This window comes from Halobaculum sp. CBA1158, assembly GCF_021431925.1.
In the GTDB taxonomy this organism is placed as follows: domain Archaea; phylum Halobacteriota; class Halobacteria; order Halobacteriales; family Haloferacaceae; genus Halobaculum.
Genome location: NZ_CP090371.1, coordinates 344,527 through 366,408, shown reverse-complemented (window position 1 = coordinate 366,408; position 21,882 = coordinate 344,527). Strand labels below are relative to the sequence as shown.

Here is a 21,882-nt window from a genome sequence, read left to right as displayed (position 1 = left end):
GAAGGTACTTACGCCAGAGCGACGCAGACCTCGCCGTGTCCCTCGCAACCCTCCCTCCCCGTGTCCTCCGTCTCGTCGGCGTCGCCCTCGTGGCGTCGGCGCTCGTCGTCGCGGCCGTCCCGGCAGACGGCACCGCTCGTGCGCCGCCGGAGCCCGCCTGCGGCGTCTGCGTCGACGGCGCGCTCGCCGACGCCGCCGACCGCCACGGCGTCGCCGTCGCGATCGAACGCGCCACCCTCGACGTGCACGTGTCCGACGACGGGTCGACCCGCTGGACCGCCCGCCTCGCCCTGTCCGACGGGGTCGAGGCGCTCCGGAACGACTCGCTGCGGGCCGCGATCGTCGACGCCGCGGCGGCCTCGGACGGCGACGACCGGACGAGCCGGATGGACGGCGACACGCTGGTCGTCGAGCACAGCCGCGGCGACGCCGCCGAGCGCGAGGCCGGCGCGGTCCTGTTCACCGCCTTCGACGCCCGCGACCCCGTGCTGCCGTTCGTCATGGGCGGCGAGGGGACCGTCTATCCCGGCGCGGACGCGCTCGTCGTCCACGCGCCGGAGGGCCACGTCGTCGCCGGCGGGGTCGGCGACGGGACGGTCGAGGGACGGACCGTCGTCTGGCGCGGCGCGGAGGGCGGGGACGACGGGATCGACCGCGACGCGGTGCCGACGTTCGTCCCCGAGGACGCGGCGGCACCGGGCGTCCGCGGCGTCCTCGCCAGGCTGCTCGCGGGGTACTGAGGCCGTCCCACCGCGGTGCCCTCGAGAGGTCTTCGGAACCGAACCGACGGCCCCGAACCGGCAGCGCCGGCGGCCGGGACGAAGACGGTATTACTCGCCCGACCGAGGGGACGGTATGCACGTCGAGTTCGACCGCGACACCTGCGTGGGAATGTACCAGTGCGTCGCCGAGTGGGACGCCTTCGAGAAGGACAGGGACGCCGGCAAGGCGACCCTCGTCGGCGGCGAGGAGACCGACGAGGACGTGTTCGCCCTGGAGGTGCCCGAGGGCGACGAACTGGACGCGAAGTTCGCCGCCCGGACCTGCCCGGTGGACGCCATCCGGCTGTACGACGACGACGGCGAGCAGCTGATCTGAGCCGCCGGTCGAAGTCTCAGGAGTGATTCGCGCGGGGGCGGGCTTATCCCGCCGTGGTCCGCCCCGTCGGTCGTGACGCACGGTCGCGGAGCGAACGCCGGGCGAGCGCGGGCGCGACCCCGCGAGTCGACCGATCGGGTGAGTCGGCTGTGACGCTCAGCTACCTCGCCGTCCACCTGCTGTTCGTCGTGCCGCCGATCGCGGCGCTGTGGGCGCTGGCTCGCCTGCGGCCGCCGTTCGGGTCCTCGCGTCGGCGACGTGCGCGGGCGGGACTCGCGCTCATGTGCGCCGTCGCGGTCGCGTACACGACGCCGTGGGACAACCTCCTCATCGAGCGCGGCGTGTGGTTCTACGGGGAGGGGCGCGTGCTCGCGCGGGTGTGGGCCGCCCCCGTGGGCGAGTACCTCTTCTTCGTCCTCCAGACGCTGCTCGTGGGGCTGTGGCTCGACCGGGTCGGCGTCGACGCCGCGCCGTTCGAGGGCGACCTCGCGCGTCGCCCGCGCGTCGCCGGCACGGTCGCGTGGCTGGCGGTCGCGGCCGCCGGCGGCTGGCTCCTGCTTGCGGCCCCGGAGCGCTACACCTACCTCGGCGCGCTACTGGCGTGGGTCGCCCCCGTCGCGGCCCTCCAGTGGGGCGTCGGCGGGGCCGTGCTCGCGCGACCCCGGGCGACACCCCGATGGCTCCTCGCGGTCGCCGTCCCGTCGCTGTATCTCGCGGCCGTCGACCGGGTCGCCATCGGCGACGGCGTCTGGACCATCGCGCCCGAGACCGCCACCGGCGTCGCCGTCGCGGGGCTCCCCGTCGAGGAGGCGCTCTTTTTCGCCTCGGCCAGCCTGCTCGTCGTTCAGGGGCTCGTCCTCTTCGAGTGGGCGGCCCGGCGGTGGGTCGTCACCGTCGACGCGGACGCGGACGCCGGCGCGAGCAGACGTCCCGGCGACGCCGACGAAGGGTTCACTCTCGGCGACTGACCGACGGGAGGTCGACCGACCACGGATTCCGACACGTCCGAACCGCACCGACAAGAATCGATCCCCCGGAGCCGAGTCGGCGGGAACGCGGGTAACGGTTATCACAGGCGGTCGTGTGGTCTCAGCCGATGACGACTGACGCCGACTGTCACATCCCGGAGTGGGCCGCGCTCCTCGGGGAGTCGGTGCCGGAGGCGGCCTGCGAGACGCGCCAGTTCGAGTTCCGCCCGCGCGAGGAGATCTGACCGGCCGCCGCGAGGGCGCGCGCCGCGGCTTCACTTCCGCCGTGGTTCGCGAAGGTTTACCCATCGGGACGCGCAAGTGTGAGCGATGGCCGAGGCCGCCGCAGAGACCGAGTACGTCGACCATCCCCTGCTCGTCGAGGGGTTCATCGAAGACCGTCGCTACCAGACCGATCTGGCGGCGACCGCCCGCGGGGGCCACACGCTCGTGTGTCTGCCGACCGGCCTCGGGAAGACGACCGTCTCGCTGTTGGTGACGGCCCACCGGCTGTACGAGACCGGCGGGACGGCGCTGTTTCTCGCGCCGACGAAGCCGCTGGTGCAGCAGCACGCCGACTTCTACCGCGAGGCGCTGGACGTCGCCGACGAGGAGATCGTCGTGTTCACCGGCGAGGTGCGACCCGACGACCGCGCGGAGCTGTGGGACAGCGCCAGCATCGTCATCGCGACGCCGCAGGTCGTCGAGAACGACCTCGTCGGCAATCGCATCTCGCTGGCCGAGGTGACGCACCTGACGTTCGACGAGTGCCACCGGGCGACCGGCGACTACGCGTACGTGTACATCGCCGAGCGCTACCACGCCGACGCCGCCGATCCCCTCGTGACGGGGATGTCCGCCTCCCCCGGCGGCGACCGCGAGGAGATCACGACCGTCTGTGAGAACCTCGGCATCGACCGGGTGGAGGTGATGACCGAGGACGACGCCGACGTGGGCGAGTACACTCACGACACCGACGTACAGTGGGAGCGGATCGACCTCCCCGAGCCGATCATCGAGATCCGCGACGCGCTCAACGAGGTGATCACGGACAGGCTGGAGAGCCTGAAGGAGTTGGGCGTCACGAACACGACTCAGCCGGACGTCTCCCAGAAGGACCTCAACAGGATGCGCGGGGAACTCCAGCGCATGATGGACGGCGGCGACTCCGACGCGTACACAGGGATGTCCGTCCACGCGGAGGTGATGAAGCTCCGGCGCGCGGTCGAACTCGTCGAGACCCAGAGCGTCGAGGCGCTGCGGCGGTACTTCGAGCGCCAGCGCAACGCCGCGCGGTCGTCGGGCGCGTCGAAGGCGAGCCAGCGGATGGTCGCCGAGCCGAAGGTGAGAGAGGCGATGCACAAGGCCGAGAACTTCGACGACCTCCACCCGAAGTTCCGCCGGACCAGAGTGCTGCTCGCGCAGACGCTCGGCATCGGCGGCGGCGAGCGCGTCATCGTGTTCACCGAGTCGCGCGACACCGCGGAGGCGCTCACGGAGTTCCTCTCGGCGTCGTTCGACACCCGACGGTTCGTCGGGCAAGGCGACAAGGAGGGCTCCGACGGCATGACCCAGAAACAACAGCAGGAGACGCTCGACGCCTTCCGGGCCGGCGAGTTCGAGGTGCTCGTCTCCACCAGCGTCGCCGAGGAGGGGCTGGACGTGCCGGAGGTCGACCTCGTGCTCTTCTTCGAGCCGGTTCCCACGGCGATCCGCTCGATCCAGCGGAAGGGCCGAACCGGTCGCCAGGCCGAGGGAGAAGTGGTCGTCCTGCTCGCCAACGACACGCGCGACGAGGCGTTCTTCTGGATCTCGCGCCGGCGCGAGAAGGAGATGGAAGAGGAGCTTCGGACGCTGAAGGGCGTCGCCGACGAGATCGGCGACGAACTCGACGACGGCGGGCAGGCCGGACTGGAGGCGTTCGAGGGCGACGGCGACGGAACCGAGACCGGCGGCGACGCTGCCCCCGACAGCGGGGGCGACGACGACGGCGGATCGACGACCGCGACCGGGTCGACGGAGTCGCAACCGGGACTGACCGACTTCGACCCCCGCGGCGACCCGGACGACGACGGCGACGGCGACCGCGACGGCGACGCCCCCGGCGACGGCGGCGATTCGACCGACGGCGACGCAGCTAGTGACGGGGAGTCGACCGACGATGGCGTCGTCGCGACCGCCGGCACCGACGCCGAGGGCACGGAGGTCGTCATCGACCAGCGCGAGTTGGAGTCGACCATCGCGCGCGACCTCTCCACCCGGGAGGGGATCACGACCCGACTGGAGACGCTGGAGGTGGGCGACTACGTGCTCTCGGACCGCGTCGCCGTCGAGCGCAAGTCGGTCGCGGACTTCCTCGACACGCTCGTCGGCGGCGACCGGTCGATGTTCGAGCAGATACGCGACACGGCCCGAGCGTACGCCCGCCCCGTCGTGATCATCGAGGGCGAGGACCTCTACGGCGAGCGCAACGTTCACCCGAACGCGGTTCGGGGCGCGCTGTCGTCGCTGGCGATCGACTTCGACGCGAGCGTCCTCCGAACCGAGGACGAGGCCGACACCGCCGATCTGCTGGAGGTGATCGCCCGGCGCGAGCAGGAGACGAACGACCGCGAGGTGTCGGCCCACGGCGAGAAGGGGGCGAAGACGCTGGCGGAGCAGCAGGAGTACGTCGTCTCGTCGATCGCCGACATCGGCCCCGTGACCTCGCGGGCGCTGCTGGAGCACTTCGGCACCGTCGAAGCCGTGATGACCGCCCGCGAGGAGGACCTGCTGGAGGTGTCCGGCGTCGGACAGGTGACCGCCGACCGGATCCGCGAGGTCGTCGGGAGCGACTACCCGGAGTAGTTGACCCATCGAGGTCGGCGACGGACCGGCTTCCGGAGGCGTACCGCGTCAGCGACGCAGCACCGTCAGCGGCCCGGCACCGTCAGCGACGCAGCACCGTCAGCGGCCCGGCACCGTCAGCGACGCAGCACCGTCAGCGGCCCGGCACCGTCAGCGACGCAGCGCCGCCAGCGCCTCGGCCGCCTCGCGGGCGGCCGCCAGGTGGTCGGCGGCGGTCCGCGGGTCCGTCTCGTCGGCCGCCGCCTCGGCGTGCCGGCGCAGCGCCGTCGCGAGCGCGTCCCGACCGGCCGCGAGGTCGCCGGCGGCGTCCCCGGAGGACGTGGCGGAGGGAGTAGCGGAGCGGCCGGACCGCGTCGGTGACGAGCCGTCGCGTCGCTCCGGCGTCGCTCCGGCGTCGCTCCGACCCGCGCGGCGGGTCGGGGTGTCGTCGCCGAGCCCGTCGGAGTCGGGCGTCGCGTTCGGGCGTCCGGCGTCCGGTTCCGAGGCGGTGTCCGGCTCCGCGGCGGTGTCCTGCCTCGCGCTCGTCGCCCCGTCCGGTCCCGATCCGGCGGTGCCGGGCGACTGCACGTCGCTGGCGGCGTCCGCAGGCCGTTCGGCGGCGTCCGCAGGCCGTTCGGCTCCCTTCGCCCGCTCGGCTCCGGCGTCGGTCGTCGTCGCGTCCGCGGAGCCGTCGCCCATGTCGCACTCGGGGCAGAACTCCTGGCCGTTCTGCCGGAAGATTGGCGACCCGCAGGCGTCGCAGTGGTCGTTCGTCATCGTCGCCCCCTTGAGGAGGAGTTCACTCATCCGCCGGGTGGACTCGCGTTTCCGTTCGTCGCGGGCGAACTTCTCGCGAAGCTTCTCGCGCTCGGCCTCCTTGTCGAAGCCCGAGTCGTCGTCGGTGTCGTCGGACGCGCGTTCGCTCATGTCCGACGGGTGGATACGAACGGCGAAAAAGTCAGCGGCGTCGTCGCGTCGGGGTCACAGCGCGCGCAACGACGGGAGTGCCGCGCCGAGCACCGCCCCGTACAGGACGTGGGCCGCGAGGCTGAGCGTGTCGACGTTCGGGAGCGGCGGGGTCGCGGGCGACCCGACCGCCGCGAGCCACGCCGGCATCACCACCGCCGCGAGGACCACCCAGAGCGCGATGCCGTATCCGACGCCGAGCAGCGTCGACCGGTTCGGATCGGTTATCTCGAGCGCGTTCGCGATCGCGACGAACGCCACGCCGAGGACCGCGGCGTGGCTCACGTGGACGATCCAGCCGGCGATTCCCCCCGAGAGACCGTACAGCGAGGGGATCGCGACCTCGAGCGCCGCGGGCGCGAACAGCGAGAACACCGCGCCCATCGCGATGCCAGCGAGCGCGCCCGCCGCGACGCCGCCGCGCCATCCGCCGTTCACCGGGTCGGTCTCGTCAGTCGCCGTCGTAGCCGTGGGTGCTTGTGTCGCCATACCGAGAGGACGTTCACGCGCTCGAGAGATAGTCGTACGTGCACGGTACATCCGTGGCGTGCACCCGACCGCCGACGTTCGGTGGGCGGTGTCGGGGACTCGAAGTTCGATCGCCGTGCGCCCACGTGCCGCGTCACCCGTAGGTTCAAAGCCGATGAGGCGAAAGACGGGGTGTGTCGACGACGGACGGCCACCTGCGCTTCTTCCCGTACGACGAGCCGTATCCGAACCAGGAGGAGGCGATGGACCGGGTGTCTAACTCGCTCGAGCGCGGGCAGGACGTGCTGTTCGAGGGCGCGCCCGGTACGGGCAAGACGCTCTCGGCGCTCGTGCCGGCGCTCCAGCACGCCCGCGAGCACGACCGCACCGTCGTCATCACGACGAACGTCCACCAGCAGATGCGGCAGTTCGTCGAGGACGCCCGCGCGATCAACGAGACCGAGCCCATCCGTGCGACCGTGTTCAAGGGGAAGGCGTCGATGTGCCACATCGACGTCGACTACCAGGAGTGCCAGACGCTCCGGGACACCACCCGATCGGTCGTCGAGGACGAGGAGGACAGACAACAGTTGGAGCGGCGGCTCGACGACCTCACCGACGAGATGCGCGAGGAGGGGACCGGGGAGGGCTCCGGGTCCGCCTCCGGCGGAGGCGACGCCGAACGCGCCGCCGAGGCTCGGCAGGCCGTCCAGGAGGAGTTGGAGCGCCTCGACGAGGAGATCGACGAGGAGGCGAGCAACACCTGCGACTACTACTACAGCAACCTCACCGCCGACACCGGCGAGTTCTTCTCGTGGCTGTTCGCCGACGTTCGCACTCCCGAGGAGGTGTACGAGTACGCCGGGCAACGCGGCTTCTGCGGCTACGAGCTGCTGAAGGAGGGAATGGAGGACGTGGAACTGGTGGTGTGCAACTACCACCACCTGCTCGACCCACAGATCAGAGAGCAGTTCTTCCGATGGCTCGACCGCGACCCGGAGGACGTGATCACGGTGTTCGACGAGGCGCACAACGTCGAGGACGCCGCCCGCGACCACGCCTCGAAGACGCTCACGGAGAACACCCTCGACGCCGCCCTCGACGAACTGGAGGAAACGGACGACTCCCGCGCCGAGCCCGCGGAGAACGTCCTCCGGGCGTTCACCGAGGCGCTGCGGGCGACCTGCGAGGAGAAGCTGGAGTTCGGCGCGCGCGAGCGGGTGGACGAGAGCTGGGGGGACCTGTCGATCGCGAACGAGGACCGCCGCGACGACCTCACGCTCGCGTTCCTCGAGCGCTACGAGGGCGGCGGGATCCGCGCGGAGTGCGACCTCGCGCTCCAACTGGGCACGCGCCTCGACGAGGAGTACGAGGAGGCGTACCGCGACGGCGAGACGACGAGCCGCAGGGAGTGTCAGACCCTCCAGGCGGCGGCGTTCGTCTCGGCGTGGATGGACGGCGGCGGCGAGCTCGGGCAACACCCCGTGGTCTCGGTCCGCCGCGACGCCGGCACCGGCGAGGTGTACGGCCGCGCGGAGCTGTACACCTGCATCCCGCGCGAGGTCACCGAGGACCTGTTCGAGGAGGTGTACGCGAGCGTGCTCATGTCCGCGACGCTCCGGCCGTTCGACGTGACCGCGGACGTGCTCGGCCTGGACGACCCGGTGACGCTCGCGTTCGGGCTGGCGTACCCCGAGGAGAACCGCCGGACGTTCTCGGTGGCGACCCCCGCGCTGTTTGCCTCCGAGCGCGACGACCCCGGCACGCAGGAGACGATCGCCGCGACCCTCTCGGACGTGGTCCGGTTCACGCCCGGCAACAGCCTCCTCTTTTTCCCGTCGTACGCCGAGGCCGAGCGCTACCACGAACTCCTCTCGGGCGATCCGACCCTCGGAGAGTTGCTGCTCGACGGCTCCGACCCCGACACCGAGCAGTTGCGCCGGCGACTCGTGGAGAACGATGACGCCGCACTGTTCACCTCCCTGTGGGGAACGCTCGCTGAGGGGGTGAGCTTCGACGGCGACGCCGCCCGGACCGTGGCGGTCGTCGGCGTGCCGTACCCCCACCTCTCCGAGCGCATGGAGGCGGTGCAGGACGCCTACGACCGCGCGTTCGCCGAGCGATCCCGAGACGCCGGCTGGGAGTACGCCGTCGAGATCCCGACGGTCCGAAAGACCCGGCAGGCGCTCGGCCGGGTGATACGCTCGCCGACCGACTTCGGCGTGCGCGCGCTGCTGGACAAGCGGTACACCACCGCCGACATGGGGAAGTACTCCGTGCGCGACGCGTTCCCGCCCGAGGAGCGCGAGGAGCTGATCGACATCGGCCCGGAGAAGCTGAAGTTCGCGATGCTGAACTTCTTCAGCGACCACGCGGCCTACGACGGGGAGCCGCCGGAGCCGTGACTGCTCCGACCGCTCGCGTCCGTTACTCCAGCAGCTCCACCAGCAGCCCCTTCTGCGCGTGCATCCGATTTTCCGCCTGCTCCCACACGATCGAGCGCTCCGACTCCAGCACGGCGTCGGTCACTTCCTCGCCGCGGTGGGCGGGGAGGCAGTGCATGAACGCGGCGTCGGTGGCGTCGAGGAGTTCCTCGTTCACCTGATACCCCTCGAACGCCGGGAGCTTCTCCGCGCGCTCCTCCTCCTCGCCCATGCTCACCCACACGTCGGTGTACACCACATCCGCGTCGGCGACGGCCTCCTCGGGGGTGTCGACGGCCGTCGGTTCGGTGCCGAGTTCCGCACAGCGGTCGTACACGTCGTCGCCGAGGCCGTAGCCGTCGGGCGTGGCGACCGTGAGGTCGAGGCCCGCGAGGGCGGCCCCGACGGCGAACGAGCGACCGACGTTGTTGCCGTCGCCGACCCACGCCGCCTGCACCTCCGAGAGGTCGCCCACCTCCTCGTGGATCGTGAGCAGGTCCGCCAGCGTCTGACAGGGGTGGGCGTCGTCGGTGAGGCCGTTGATCACGGGCACGTCGGCGTACTCAGCGAGGATCTCCGCGTTCTCGTGGGCGAACGTCCGAACCATGAGGGCGTCGGCGTAGCCGCCGAGCGCGCGGGCGGTGTCTTTCAGCGGTTCGCCGTGACCCAACTGGATCGCGTCGGGCCCGAGAAACATCGCGTGGCCCCCGAGTTGGGTCATCCCCGTCTCGAAGCTCGCGCGGGTCCTGGTCGAGGGCTTCTCGAACAGCATCGCCAGGGTCGTCCGGGGCAACTGCGTGAGGTCCTTGCCCGCCTTCAGGTCGGAGGCCCGCGCCAGCACCGTCGCCAACTGCTCGGCGGTCAGGTCGTCGATGTCGAGGAAGTCGCTCGGGAACGCGTCGGCCTCGTCGTCGGTCGTCGTCGGTGTCGTGTTCGTGCTCATCGTGATCGGGGGTCGTGGATATCGGGTCGTGTCGGTGTCGTGCGGTGAGTCGGTGGTGAGGTGACGTGCGTCAGAACGGGGCGGGCGACGTGGGCGCGCCGGGTCCGCCGTGAATCAGTCGTCGGTCAGTCGTCGCGAGGCGTCGGTGAGCACCTCGACGGCGCGGTCGAACTCCCGTACGGGGAGTCGCTCGTCGGGCGCGTGATCCAGGTCGGAGTCGCCGGGGCCGTACGTCGCCATCGGCACGTCCCACGCGCCGGCGAAGATGTTCACGTCCGCGGTGCCGGTCTTGCGGAGCAGCCGGGGGTCGCCGCCCGCGCGGCGGATACCGCCCCGGAGCGCGGTTGCGACGGCGTCCCTGGGGCTCCCCATCACGGGCGGGATCGGGTCGTTCCAATGGACCGTCCCCACGTCGAGTTCGGCGTCGGCGCGCTCGCGAACGTCCTCGGGGGAAAGCGACGGCGGCACCCGGAACTGCACGTCCATCGTCGCCTCCATCGAGAGGCCGTCCTCGGAGAGACCGCCCTCGACGGCGACCGGCTTCGTCGTCACCTGCTCGAAGACGGCACCGTAGTCGTAGTAGTCGAACGCGTCCTCGACGCGTTGCCACCAGTGCATCGCGTGCTGGACGGCGTTGGCGTCCGGCCGGGAGGTGTGCCCCGACTCGCTGGTCGCGACGTACGTCCCGGAGATGAGCCCGCGGTATCCGAGCGTCACGGCGTCCCAGCCGGACGGCTCGCCGTTGATGACGGCCTCGGGCGCGTCGCGCGTCTCGACGAGGTGGCGCGCGCCGCGGGAGTCGGTCTCCTCGCCCGTGACGCCGACGAACGAGACGCCAGTCTCGACGGCCGCGACGGCCATCGCCGCCAGCGATCCCGTGGCGTCGACGCTGCCGCGACCCCACAGCACGGGACCGTCGGCGTCCAGTTCCTCGTCGCCGTCGGCGATCTCGACCGGGATGTCGCCCGGGACCGTGTCGACGTGGGAGGTGAGCAGCAGCGAGTCGTCGCCGGGGGCGCGGACGTTCCCCACCTCGTCGGTGTACGCCTCGCGGCCGTGGTCCTCGAGGAACTCCACGAGGACGGTAGCCGCCTCGGCCTCGTCGCCCGAGACCGACGGCGTCGACACGAGATCGTACAGCAGTCTGCGACCGTCGGTGTCGAGCGCCTCCGTCGGGTCGACCGGGTTCTGCACGGCCATCACTCGATCCCCTCCATGTTCACAGCACCTCGGTCAGGGCGTCCACGACCTCGCGGGCGTGGCCCTCGTTGATCACCAGCGGCGGGAGCAGACGGACCACGGAGCGGCCCGCCGGCAGCGCGAGGATCTGATGCTCCATCGCCAGATCGCGGAGGTACCGGTTCGCCCCGCGCTTCACCTCGATGCCGATCATCAGCCCCTCGCCGCGCACCTCGCGCACGGGCAGGTCGTGCTCCTCGACGGCCTGGGTCAACTGGGTCGTGAGGTAGTCGCCGACCGTCGCCGCGTGGCCGGGCACGTCCTCGGCGACCAGTTCCTCAAGGGTCGCGTTGGCCGCGGCGGCGACGACCGGGTTGCCCGAGAACGTCGAGCCGTGGCTGGCCGCGCCGTCGGCGATCCAGTCGGCACACAGCGTCGCGCCCAGCGGGAGGCCGGAGGCGACGCCCTTCGCCGTCGTGAGGACGTCGGGTACGACGCCCGCGCCCTCGCAGGCCCACAGGTCGCCGGTGCGGCCCATACCCGTCTGGATCTCGTCGAACACCAGCGCCGCGCCGGCGTCCTCGGTCAGGTCGCGAGCCGACTGCAGATACTCGGTACCCGCGGGGTTGATCCCGCCCTCGCCCTGAACGGGTTCGAGGAACACGGCTGCGGTTTCGTCGTCGACGGCCTCCGCCAGCGCCTCCGCGTCGCCGTAGTCGACGAACTCGACGCCGCCGGCGACGGGCTCGAAGGGGGCGCGGTACTTCTTCTTCCACGTCATCGCCAGCGCGCCCAGCGTCCGGCCGTGGAAGCCGCGTTTCGTGGCGACGATCTTCTCGCGCCCGGTCGCCGAGCGCGCGAACTTCATCGCCGCCTCGTTCGCCTCCGTGCCGGAGTTACAGAGCCACACCTTCGAGATGTCGCCGGGGGCGACCGCGCCGAGGCGTTCGTACAGCTCCGTGCGAGCGCTGTTGGGGTACGACGCCTGCACGTACAGCAGCTCGGCAGCCTGCTCCTGCACCGCGTCGACCACCGCGGGCGGGCAGTGGCCGAGGGGGGCGCACGCGTAGCTCGCGCCGAAATCGAGGTACTCGGTTCCGTCCTCGGCGGTGAGGTGGACGCCCTCGCCCGACTCGATGGGGATCGGCTTCTCCGAGAAGACGAACCCCTCGCCGGCGTCGCTCAGGTCCTCGAAGGCGCTCATCCGTCCACCTCCGCGTCGGCGGAGACCTCGTCGGTCGCGCCGTCCGCGCCGGCAACGACCGCGGACCGCTCGATACGCGTCCCCGCGCCGTCGAGCGCGGCGACGATCGGGTCGCGGACGTTCGCGTCGGCGACGGTCACCGCGCTGGCACCGGACTCGAGCGCCTCGGTCGCGGCCATCACCTTCCGGGTCATGAACCCCTCGGCGGCGTCGGTGAGCGCGTCGTACTCGGCGTCCGTGGTGACGGACTCGATGAGCGTGTCGGGGTCGTCCGGATCGGCGTACACGCCCGACACGTCCGTGAGGACGACCAGTTCCGCGCCGAGCGCGCCCGCGACGGCCGCGGCCGCGCGGTCGGCGTCGGTGTTGACGGGGGTCCCCTCGCTCTCGCTTTCCATACCGAACATCGGCGGGGAGACGACCGGCGTGTACCCGTCAGCGAGCAGGGTAGAGAGGAGGCCGTCGTTCACCTCCTTCGGCGTGCCCGAGTGGTCGCCGCGTTTGATCTTCTTCGTTCCGTCCTCGACGACGCGGACGGCCGATTTCCGGGGGCCTGTCAGGATGCCGCCGTCGACGCCCGAGAGGCCGACGGCGTCGACGCCGGCGTTCTTCATCGCGGTGACGAGGTCGGTGTTCACCTGGCCCGCCATCGCCATCGTGAACGCCTCCATCGTCTCTGCGTCGGTGAAACGGCCGGTGACGCCCGAGGGCGTCTCAACGTACTCCGACTCGATGCCGAGGCGCTCCAGCAGGTCGTCGACGGCGGTCGAGCCGCCGTGGACGACGACCACACTGCGGCCGTTGGCGACGAGGTGGGCCACGTCGCCGACCGCCCCAGCGGGGTCGACCGCGCGCGCGCCGCCGAGCTTCACGACCACGGGCGGGCCGTCGCCGCCGTCGGGCAGGACCTCGCCGTCCGCGACGGCGGCCGCACCGAGCCAGCTCACGGCGCTCCCACGGGGTGGAGCCCCTGGAACTCCAGACCGGCCGTCTCCTCCAGCCCGAGCGCGACGTTGGCGGCGTGGACCGCCTGCCCCGCCGCGCCCTTCATCACGTTGTCGATGGCCGAGAACGCGACCACGCGGCCGTTCTCGGGGTCAAGCTCGAAGCCGACCTCGGCGTGGTTCGTCCCGGCCACGGCCTTCGGCTCGGGGTAGCGGTACACGCCACCGCCGCCCGCGACGAGGCGGACGAACGGCTCGTCGTCGTACGCCTCGCGGTACGCGCCCCACAGGTCGCCCGTAGTGACGCGCTCGCTCGGGAAGGCGTGACACGTCGCCGCGGCCCCGCGGGTCATGTCGACCGCGTGGACGGTGAACGAGAGCGAGAGGCCCAGTTCCTGCTGGATCTCCGCCTCGTGGCGGTGCCCCGTCGGCGCGTACGGGCGCACGACGCCCGAGCGCTCCGGGTGGCTGGAGGCGGCACCGCCGCCGGCTCCCCCCTCCGATGAGCCGACCTTCAGGTCCGCGACCACCTGGTCGTCGGGCGTGATGACGCCCGAATCGACCAACGGCTTCAGCGCCAGCATCGTCGCCGTGGCGTTGCAGCCGCCGGAGGCGATGAGGTCCGCACCCTTCAGTTTCTCGCGTCCGAGTTCGGGGAGCGCGTACGCCGCGTCCGCGAGGTGCTCGGGGGCGACGTGGCCGTCGTACCACTCGTCGTAGTCCGCCGCCTCGTTCAGGCGGAAGTCCGCCGAGAGGTCGACCACGGTGCCCGCGGCGTCGCGGAAGGCGTCGATGTGCTCCATCGAGACGCCGTGGGGCGTCGACGCGAACAGCACGTCCACCGAGTCGAGGTCCTCCGGCGACGAGAAGCGCACGTCGACGCCCCGGAGGTTCGGGTGGACGTAGCCGAGCGTCTTGTTCTCGTACTCGCGGCTGGTCGCCTGCACGAGTTCGACGTTCGGGTGTCCGGTCAGCAGGCGACACAGTTCGCCGCCCGCGAAGCCGGACGCGCCGACGACGGAGGCGGTCAGTTGTTCGGTACCGCCGTCGGCGACGGCGACTCGCGGGTCGCTGCGCTCACGGGTCGCTCCGCTCCCCGTTCGCCGTCGCGGTCTCGCTGTGCTCGACCGCGCTCGCTCCCCGCTCGTTTCCCAGGTCTCGCTCCGCTCGACCTCGCTCGTCATGCCGTCGCCACCGCCTCGTCGGCTACATCGGCCTTCAGTTCGAGCCAGTCGACGACCGCCGCGGGCACGTCGACCTCGCTCGCCTCGTTCAGCGCCTTGAACTCGACGGTGTGGTTCACCTCGTGAACCGTGTACTCGCCGTCCTTCGTCTCCATCAGGTCGACGCCGAGCAGGCCGCCGCCGACCGCGTCGCTGGCGGTCGCCACGAGTTCCTTCGCCTCGTCGTCGAGGTCGAAGGTGGCCGTCTCGCCGCCCTTCGCGGCGTTGGTGAGCCAGTGATCCGAGGAGCGCGTCATGGCGGCGACGGGCTCGCCGTCACACGCCAGCACGCGGATGTCGCGGCCGGGCTTGTCGACGTACTCCTGCACGTAGAACACCTTGTGCTCGTAGTGCCCGAGGGTGGCCTTGTGCTCCAGGATCGCCTCGGCGGCGTTCTCGGTGTCGATCTTCGCCATCAGCCTGCCCCACGAGCCGACGACCGGCTTGATCACGCAGGGGTAGCCGAACCCCTCGATGGCCTCCATCGCGGCCTCCTTGGTGAACGCCACCTCGGTCGCCGGCGTCGGCACCCCGGCCGCCTCCAGCGCGAGGCTGTTTTTCACCTTGTCCGCGCAGACGGCGGCCGTCTCGGGACTGTTGATCACGGGCACCCCGTACGCCGCGAGGAACCGCGTGGCGTACAGCGACCGCGAGGTGGCGAGACAGCGGTCGATCACCAGGTCGCAGTCGGCGACCTCGGCGGTCGTCGCGTCGAGGCCGAACCGCTGTTTGCGCACGTCGATCTTGACGATCTCGTGGCCGCGCTCGCGAAGCTCCGAGAGGAGGAGCTTCTCGTCTTTCCGTATCCGGGAGTAGAGCAGGCCGAGCTTCATCTTACTCCCCCCAGTCCTCTTCGAGCTCCGGGGCTCGATCGAGGACCGGCGGGGAGACGTCGACGACCTCCAGCTCGGCTCCGCACGTTTCACAGTCGACGATCTCTCCGATCTCCAGGTCGTCGTGCAGGGCCACGGTTCCCCCGCACTCGACGCATTCGGACTCGGTCATGGTGTACTCCTCTCTATCGGGGAAGACATCTTTAATCCGTCGATTCTGTCAGCTGAATAAAATGACGAGGGCGCGGCTACGCGGCGTGAGCGGGCGGGTCGGCGCGGATCTCGAATCCGATGTTCGAAATCTGAGTGGTGTTGGCCCCGAGGGGGGCCGGCGGGGCCACCGCCGCCGGCGGTCGCGGGGCGGCGGCCGAGACCGGTCGGGGTCGGACCCCCGGTCGCGGGCGACCGTCCCCCGGTCGTCGTGGGAGTCGCCCGAGCGACGGTCGCGCCGCTCGCGGTCGGGCGAGCGGTCGGCGGAGGCGCGAAGCGCCTCGCACCCGTCGGGTCGTCGGGCGTCCGGTCATTGGTGGGTTCGTGGGCTCTCGGCGATCAGATGTACGGTTCGACCGCATCCGTCAAGTTCGTTTCGGCGGCCGCGAGCGCGCCGCGGCGCGTGGCGAGTCCGTTCTCGTGACCGTCGTACGTCTCGGTCATGCGCGCGAGGGAGTCGGCCACGGCGTCGGGTGCCGGGCCGCCGCGCGACGCGCGGGAGGCGACGCTCCCGGCGGGGTCGAGCGCGGCGTCGAGGTCCTCGCGGCTCACGTGTTCGTACAGGGACTCCCCAAGTACCTCCGCAGCGGCCGCGTCAAGATTTGCAGCGAGCGTCTCCGCGTCGGCGTCCGACGGCGACGCCGCGGCCGCCTCCGCGACCACCTCGTGGGCCGTGCGGAACGGGATCCCGGCGGCCGCGAGCGCGTCGGCGACCCCCGTGGCCGTCGAGAAGCCCGCGCCCGCGTCGGCCGCGCACGCCTCGACGTTCCACTCGCCGGTCGCGACCGCGCCGGCGACGACCTCGGTCGCCTCCGTCGCGTCGTCGACGGCGTCCCAGGCGTGGGGCGTCGCGCGCTGGAGGTCCCGGTTGTACGCCCGCGGCAGCCCCTTCAGCGTCGTGAGCAGGCCGGTGAGGTCGCCGGCGGCGTCGCCCGCGACCGCGCGCGCCAGTTCCAGCGTGTCCGGGTTCACCTTCTGGGGCATGATCGACGACGTGGACGCGTAGTCGTCCGAGGGGTCGAAGTAGCCGTCCTTCGCGTGCTCGATCAGGTCCGTGGCGAGGCCCGACAGCGTCGCCGTCAGGTTCGCGAGCGCGGCGGTCCCCTCGAGGAGGAAGTCGCGCGCGGAGACGGCGTCCGTCGAGTTCTCGACGACGCCGTCGAACCCGAGCAGTTCGGCCGTGCGCTCGCGGTCGATGTCGAAGGTGGTGCCCGCGAAGGCGGCCCCGCCAAGCGGCGACTCGTTCGTCCGGTCGAACGCCGCGAGCAGCCGAGCCGTGTCGCGCTCGACCGCGCCCGCGTACGACGACAGGAAGTGCCCGACGGTCGTCGGCTGGGCGTACTGTCGGTGGGTGAACCCCGGCATGACCGTGTCGGCGTGGGCGGCCGCGGTATCCAGCAGCGCCTCGCGCAGCGCCAGCGTCGCCTCGGCGGTGTCGAGCAGGTCCGTGCGGTAGCGGTAGCGGATGCAGGCCGCGACCTCGTCGTTGCGCGAGCGCGCGGTGTGCATCTTCCCGCCCACGTCGCCGACGCGGTCGACGACCGCCGACTCGATGGCCTCGTGGACGTCCTCGCCGTCCGGGAGCGCGGCGTGGCCGGCGTCCTCGACGGCGGCGAGCCCCGAGAGGATCTCGCCGGCCTCGTCGTCGCCGACGACGCCCTGCTCCGCGAGCATCACCGTGTGTGCGCGGTCGACCGCGAGGTCGGCCGCGAAGATGCGCTCGTCGGCCGCGAGGCTCGACATGAACCCGCGGGCCGGGCCGCCAGCGAAGCGGTCGCGGCGGACGACCGTCTCGGCGGACTCGGCGTCGTCCGCGTCGCTGCCGGCGGTTCCCTCGTCGCCGGTCATCTACTCGTCGTCCTCGCCGTGCTCGTCCTTGCTGCCGCCGTCGGCCGCGAGAGTCTCGTCGCCCTCGCCGGCCTTCACGTTCTCCAGCACGCGGTTGGCGAGGCGCTCCTGGAAGCCGTGGTACTTCGCGACGCCCGTCGCGTCGGCCTGCTCGATGCCGTCGACCGTCTCCGTGTTGAACGAGGCGGCCGACTCGGAGTAGACGCCGTACTCGGAGTCGCGCGCGACCGGGCGGCACTGCCCGCCCTGAAGCTTCACCGTCACCGTGCCGGTGACCTTCTCCTGGCCGGCGTCGAGGTAGCCCTCGAGGGAGTTCACGAGCGGCGAGTCCACGAGGCCCTTGTACCCCTGCTGGGCCCACTGCTCGTCGATCTGTTGCTTGAAGTCGCGCTCGGACTTGGTGAACACGAGCTGTTCGAGCGCCTCGTGCGCCGTCAACAGGACGGTCGCGGCGGGGTGCTCGTAGTTCTCGCGCACCTTCAGCCCGAGCATCCGGTCTTCCATCATGTCAGTACGGCCGACGCCGTACGCGCCGGCGATCTCGTTGAGTTCCTCGATGAGCGAGACCGAATCGATCGTCTCGCCGTTCAGCATCACGGGGTAGCCCATCTCGAAGCCGATCTCCACCAGCTCCTCGCCGTCGACTTCTCCGGGCGTCGCCGTCCAGTCGTAGATGTCCTCCGGCGGGACGTAGGTGGGGTCCTCCAGGTCGTCGCCCTCGACCGAGCGCGACCAGAGGTTCGTGTCGATCGACCACGCGCCCTCGTTGCCGCCCTCGACGGGCAGGTCTTTCTCGTCGGCGTACTCGATCTCCCACTCGCGCGTGAGGCCGAGCTCGCGCACCGGCGCGATGACCTCCTTGTCGGAGGCGCGCCAGACGGTCTCGAAGCGCAGTTGGTCGTTCCCCTTCCCGGTACAGCCGTGCGCGAGGGCGTCGCAGTCCTGCTCCTCGGCGACCTTCAGGATCGCCTCGGCGATCACCGGACGCGCGAGGGCGGTTCCGAGCGGGTAGCCCTGATACGTCGCGTTCGCGCGCACGGAGTCGAAACACAGCTCCGCGAACTCGGCTTTCGCGTCGACGACGTAGTGCTCCAGGTCGAGCGCCTCGGCGGTCTCCTCGGCCTCGTCGAACTCCTCCGCCGGCTGGCCCACGTCGACGGTGACGCCGACGACCTCGTCGTAGCCGTACTCCTCCTCGAGGAGCGGGACGCAGACGGTCGTGTCGAGTCCACCGCTGAATGCGAGCGCAACGCGTTTCGTCATACCTCACGCTCGCACGTCGACGCCCATAAATTCGACGTTTGTAAACTTCGAAAATTAATCGCGGACTGCACGCTACCCGGAGGAAGGCGAGCGGATCGAGACGAGGGAAGGGAGTGAGGTGGGGCCTAGCGGCCCGGTCGTCGCGGCGCGGAGACTCGTCTCCGTGCCGCGGGTCCTCGGAGGCGTCGCTCGAAGGAGGCGCGGACGTGAGCGACGGCGTCCGTCTGCATGGATCGCGATACACTCCCCTCCCTGATAAACGGTGCCGGTTCGGCGAAGCTTGCTCGCCGCTGAGAAACCGACCCCCCTGACGCGGCGTCACACGCCGTCGCGTTGCGGAAGCGAACCCGTTTTCCCCGGTGGCACCGGAGTTTCGGGTATGACATCCGGGACGCTGCGGCTCGCCACCCGCGGCTCCGACCTCGCGCTCCGACAGGCGGCTGGCGTCCGAGACGAGCTCTCGACGCGCCGCCGCGACGTGGAGCTGGTCGAGGTCGAGACGCGCGGCGACGAGCTCGACGAAGCGCTCATTACCGAACTGGGGCGCACGGGGGCGTTCGTGCGCGCGCTCGACGAGGAGGTGCTGTCGGGCGGGGTCGACGCCGCGGTCCACTCGCTGAAGGACATGCCCACCGAGATGCCCGAGGGGCTCGTCGTCGCCGCCGTCGGCGAGCGCGCGCCCGCCGGCGACGCGCTCGTCACCCGCGACGGCGGGGACCTCGCGGACCTCCCGCGCGGCTCGGTCGTCGGCACCTCCTCGCTGCGCCGGAAGGCGCAGGTGCTCGCCGAGCGTCCGGACCTGGAGGTCCGTCCGCTCCGCGGCAACGTCGACACGCGGATCCAGAAGCTCATCGCGCCCGAGTTGCAGGCCGAACACGAGCGTCGCATCGAGGCCGAGGCCGACAGCGCGGCGGAGGCGGCGGAGTTCCGCGAGACCGACGACGAGTACGAGCGAACCGTCGAGGAGTGGTTCGACGACCTCACCGACTTCCAGCGCCGCGCGCTCGAGCACGACCTCGAGCACGAGTACGACGCGATCGTGCTGGCGGAGGCCGGCCTACGTCGGTCGGACCTGTTCTACCGCGACGAGTACGCGGTCGAACGGCTCGACCGCGCGGACCACGTCCCAGCGCCCGGCCAGGGCGCGGTCGCGGTCACCGCGAACGACCCCGACGTGATCGAGACGATCCGGTCGGCGATGGACCACGAGCCGACCCGCGTCGCCACCAGCGTCGAGCGCACCGTCCTCGCCGAGCTGGGCGGCGGCTGCATCGCGCCGATCGGCGTCAACGCGCTCGTCCAAGGCGAGCACGTCAGCACGCGCGTTCGAGTGCTGTCGGCCGACGGCGACACCCAGGTCGCGGCGATCCGCGACCTCCCGCTTCGCACCTACCGCGAGGCCGCCGCCGAGTTCGCCGACGCGCTCCGCGAGCAGGGCGCGGCCGACCTCATCGCGGCCGCGAAGCGGTCCGCCGAGACCGAGACCGCCAAGCGCGTCGAGGAGGGCGACGAGTAGATGACGCACGACGGCGACGCCGCCGGCGACGAGATCGACCGCGCGGGCGGCTTCGTCTCGCTGGTCGGCTCCGGTCCCGGCGACCCGGAGCTGCTCACCGTGAAGGCCCGACGACTGCTCGAGGAGGCGGACGTGGTCCTCCACGACAAGCTCCCGGGTCCGGAGATCCTCGACTCGATCCCGGCTGAGAAGCGCGAGGACGTTGGCAAGCGCGCCGGCGGCGACCGCACCAGCCAGGAGTACACCAACGACCGGCTTGTCGAACTGGCGGAGGCGGGCGAACACGTCGTCCGTCTCAAGGGAGGCGACCCGTTCGTCTTCGGTCGCGGCGGCGAGGAGGCCGAGCACCTCGCCGCCCGGGGCGTCCCGTTCGAGGTCGTGCCGGGCGTCACCTCGCCCATCGCCGCCCCGGGCGTCGCGGGCATCCCGGTGACCCACCGCGACCACGCCTCCTCGGTCTCGTTCGTCACGGGCCACGAGGACCCGACGAAAGCGGAGTCCGCCGTGGACTGGGACGCGCTGGCGGCCACCGGCGGCACCATCGTCGTGCTGATGGGCGTCGGAAAGCTGCCGCTGTACACCGGGGAACTGCTCGACGCCGGGATGGACCCCGCGACGCCCGTCGCGCTCGTCGAGCGCGGCACGTGGCCGGACATGCGCGTCGCGACCGGGACGCTCGCGGACGCCGTCGACGTGCGCGACGGGGCGGGGATCGAACCGCCCGCCATCACGGTGATCGGCGAGGTCGCCGGCGCGCGCGACCGGGTGGTCGAGTTTCTCCGGGGGCGCGGCGACGCCGGCGCGACCGCGGGCGACGCCGACCGGGTCGACGAGGGAGGTGACCGCGAGTGAGCGACCGAGAGGACGACGGCGGTCGCGACGACGAGAGTGACGCCGCGGGCGACGCCGACGGCCGCCCCCGCGTCGCGGTGTTCCGCCCGGACGACGAGCGACTGACCGGGGCGGTGGAAACGCTCGCCGACCTCGGCGTCGAAGCCGTGCCGGACCCGATGCTCGCGATCCGCCCGACGGGCGCGACGCCCGAGGGGGCCGACTGGGTCGTGTTCACCTCGAAGACCGGCGTCGAACTCGTCGACGACGCCGGCTGGGCCCCGGACGACACCGCGGGCGACGGCGGCGAGGACGAGCGGCGCGACGATGATCGACCGTCGATCGCCTGTATCGGTTCCTCGACCGCCGAGGCCGCCGAAAGCGCGGGGTGGCGCGTCGACCTCGTCCCGGAGGAGTTCTCCTCGACCGGGCTGGTCACGGCGCTCGCGGACGCCGGCGTCGACGGCCGACGGGTGGAGGTCGCCCGCTCGGATCACGGCAGCCCCGTCCTGCTAGAGGGGCTGCGCGAGGCCGGCGCGACCGTCCACGAGACTGTGCTGTACGAGTTGATCCGCCCCGAGGGGAGCGGGAACTCCGCCGAGGCGGCCGCCGCCGGCGACCTCGACGGGGCGTGTTTCACCTCCTCGCTCACGGTCGAACACTTCCTGGAGGCCGCCGAGGAGCGCGGCGTCCGCGAGGCGGCGCTGGCGGGGCTGGACGACGCCGTCGTCGGGTGCATCGGCCATCCGACTCGCGAGACCGCCGGGTCCCACGGGCTCGCGGTCGACGTGGTTCCCGCGGAGGCGACGTTCGTCGCCCTGGCCGAGGCCGTCGTCGCCGAGTTGGACGCCTGATCGCCGAGGACGGACCACCCGTTCGTTTCGGATCGCTCGTCCGTTTCGGCTTCTGGCGGCTCTCGGTCGTCGACGCCTCTCTCGTCGCCCGTGTCGCAGAGCGACCACCCCGGCGCGCGCGAGCCGTACGCCCGGTTTCGAGCCGATCTCGTGTTTGCATGTCAATTTTTTTACACTATGGCCGTCAACACCGAACGCAACACTTGCCGAGCATGCGACCGCATTACAACCTTATATAGCCTATATGCACCGTTATATCGGACGAGCATCGGAATATACCCTTCA

At 71.4% G+C, this 21,882-nt stretch carries 19 protein-coding genes; 8 read left to right on the top strand and 11 right to left on the bottom strand.

What is annotated here, in order from left to right; translation table 11 throughout:
* Positions 1–35: 35 nt before the first annotated feature.
* From Hbl1158_RS01785 to Hbl1158_RS01770, 4 genes are all read left to right on the top strand, one after another.
* Positions 36–740 (top strand): hypothetical protein, encoded by a 705-nt coding sequence (locus Hbl1158_RS01785; RefSeq protein WP_234298371.1) that lies wholly within the window; start codon positions 36–38, stop codon positions 738–740.
* 115 nt (positions 741–855) lie between these two features.
* Positions 856–1,098 (top strand): ferredoxin, encoded by a 243-nt coding sequence (locus Hbl1158_RS01780; protein WP_234298370.1) that lies wholly within the window; start codon positions 856–858, stop codon positions 1,096–1,098.
* A gap of 149 nt (positions 1,099–1,247) precedes the next feature.
* The gene (locus tag Hbl1158_RS01775; protein ID WP_234298369.1) at positions 1,248–2,066 is read left to right on the top strand and encodes a lycopene cyclase domain-containing protein; all 819 of its coding nucleotides are present in this window, start codon (positions 1,248–1,250) and stop codon (positions 2,064–2,066) included.
* A gap of 330 nt (positions 2,067–2,396) precedes the next feature.
* Positions 2,397–4,913: a DEAD/DEAH box helicase gene (locus Hbl1158_RS01770; RefSeq protein WP_234298368.1), complete on the top strand. Its 2,517-nt coding sequence runs from the start codon at positions 2,397–2,399 to the stop codon at positions 4,911–4,913.
* A 150-nt stretch (positions 4,914–5,063) separates the two neighbouring features.
* Here the strand turns inward: Hbl1158_RS01770 and Hbl1158_RS01765 are convergent, their stop codons facing one another.
* Positions 5,064–5,819: an Sjogren's syndrome/scleroderma autoantigen 1 family protein gene (locus Hbl1158_RS01765; RefSeq protein WP_234298367.1), complete on the bottom strand. Its 756-nt coding sequence runs from the start codon at positions 5,817–5,819 to the stop codon at positions 5,064–5,066.
* 54 nt (positions 5,820–5,873) lie between these two features.
* Entirely contained in the window at positions 5,874–6,347 is a 474-nt protein-coding gene (locus Hbl1158_RS01760; RefSeq protein ID WP_234298366.1) for a histidine kinase, read from the bottom strand.
* A gap of 173 nt (positions 6,348–6,520) precedes the next feature.
* On the opposite strand from Hbl1158_RS01760, the gene Hbl1158_RS01755 reads away from it, so the two are divergent.
* Positions 6,521–8,731 carry an ATP-dependent DNA helicase gene (locus tag Hbl1158_RS01755; RefSeq protein WP_234298365.1) on the top strand — a complete coding sequence of 737 codons (2,211 nt, stop codon included), beginning with the start codon at positions 6,521–6,523 and terminating at the stop codon, positions 8,729–8,731.
* A 22-nt stretch (positions 8,732–8,753) separates the two neighbouring features.
* Here Hbl1158_RS01755 and argF read toward each other — a convergent pair whose 3' ends face one another.
* The 9 genes from argF to Hbl1158_RS01710 all read right to left on the bottom strand — a co-directional run bounded on the left by argF (position 8,754) and on the right by Hbl1158_RS01710 (position 18,396).
* Positions 8,754–9,692: an ornithine carbamoyltransferase gene (gene argF, locus Hbl1158_RS01750; protein ID WP_234298364.1), complete on the bottom strand. Its 939-nt coding sequence runs from the start codon at positions 9,690–9,692 to the stop codon at positions 8,754–8,756.
* 114 nt (positions 9,693–9,806) lie between these two features.
* Entirely contained in the window at positions 9,807–10,892 is a 1,086-nt protein-coding gene (locus Hbl1158_RS01745) for a [LysW]-lysine hydrolase (protein ID WP_234298363.1), read from the bottom strand.
* A gap of 19 nt (positions 10,893–10,911) precedes the next feature.
* Positions 10,912–12,075 carry an aspartate aminotransferase family protein gene (locus Hbl1158_RS01740; RefSeq protein WP_234298362.1) on the bottom strand — a complete coding sequence of 388 codons (1,164 nt, stop codon included), beginning with the start codon at positions 12,073–12,075 and terminating at the stop codon, positions 10,912–10,914.
* Positions 12,072–12,980, bottom strand: a complete 909-nt coding sequence (locus Hbl1158_RS01735) for an acetylglutamate/acetylaminoadipate kinase (protein ID WP_234299446.1) — start codon at positions 12,978–12,980, stop codon at positions 12,072–12,074. Before Hbl1158_RS01735 ends, Hbl1158_RS01740 begins: the two co-directional genes overlap by 4 nt.
* Positions 12,981–13,018: 38 nt before the next feature.
* A complete protein-coding gene (gene argC / locus Hbl1158_RS01730) occupies positions 13,019–14,203 on the bottom strand; it encodes an N-acetyl-gamma-glutamyl-phosphate reductase (protein WP_234298361.1) in 1,185 nt (394 codons plus the stop codon).
* Positions 14,200–15,075, bottom strand: coding sequence for a lysine biosynthesis protein LysX (gene lysX, locus Hbl1158_RS01725; protein WP_234298360.1), 876 nt, complete (start codon positions 15,073–15,075; stop codon positions 14,200–14,202). The genes argC and lysX overlap by 4 nt, the downstream gene beginning before the upstream one ends.
* Position 15,076: 1 nt before the next feature.
* Positions 15,077–15,247 carry a lysine biosynthesis protein LysW gene (gene lysW, locus Hbl1158_RS01720; RefSeq protein ID WP_159669827.1) on the bottom strand — a complete coding sequence of 57 codons (171 nt, stop codon included), beginning with the start codon at positions 15,245–15,247 and terminating at the stop codon, positions 15,077–15,079.
* A gap of 377 nt (positions 15,248–15,624) precedes the next feature.
* Positions 15,625–17,133: an argininosuccinate lyase gene (argH, locus tag Hbl1158_RS01715; RefSeq protein WP_234298359.1), complete on the bottom strand. Its 1,509-nt coding sequence runs from the start codon at positions 17,131–17,133 to the stop codon at positions 15,625–15,627.
* A complete protein-coding gene (locus tag Hbl1158_RS01710) occupies positions 17,134–18,396 on the bottom strand; it encodes an argininosuccinate synthase (RefSeq protein WP_234298358.1) in 1,263 nt (420 codons plus the stop codon). It lies immediately after the preceding gene.
* 379 nt (positions 18,397–18,775) lie between these two features.
* On the opposite strand from Hbl1158_RS01710, the gene hemC reads away from it, so the two are divergent.
* Genes hemC through Hbl1158_RS01695 form a run of 3 tightly spaced genes read left to right on the top strand, consistent with a single transcriptional unit; the run spans position 18,776 to position 21,597 of the window.
* Entirely contained in the window at positions 18,776–19,912 is a 1,137-nt protein-coding gene (gene hemC / locus Hbl1158_RS01705; RefSeq protein WP_234298357.1) for a hydroxymethylbilane synthase, read from the top strand.
* A complete protein-coding gene (cobA, locus tag Hbl1158_RS01700) occupies positions 19,913–20,764 on the top strand; it encodes a uroporphyrinogen-III C-methyltransferase (RefSeq protein WP_234298356.1) in 852 nt (283 codons plus the stop codon).
* Complete coding sequence (locus Hbl1158_RS01695; RefSeq protein ID WP_303647430.1) at positions 20,761–21,597, top strand: uroporphyrinogen-III synthase; 837 nt, start codon at positions 20,761–20,763, stop codon at positions 21,595–21,597. Before cobA ends, Hbl1158_RS01695 begins: the two co-directional genes overlap by 4 nt.
* The last annotated feature ends 285 nt before the right edge of the window (positions 21,598–21,882 follow it).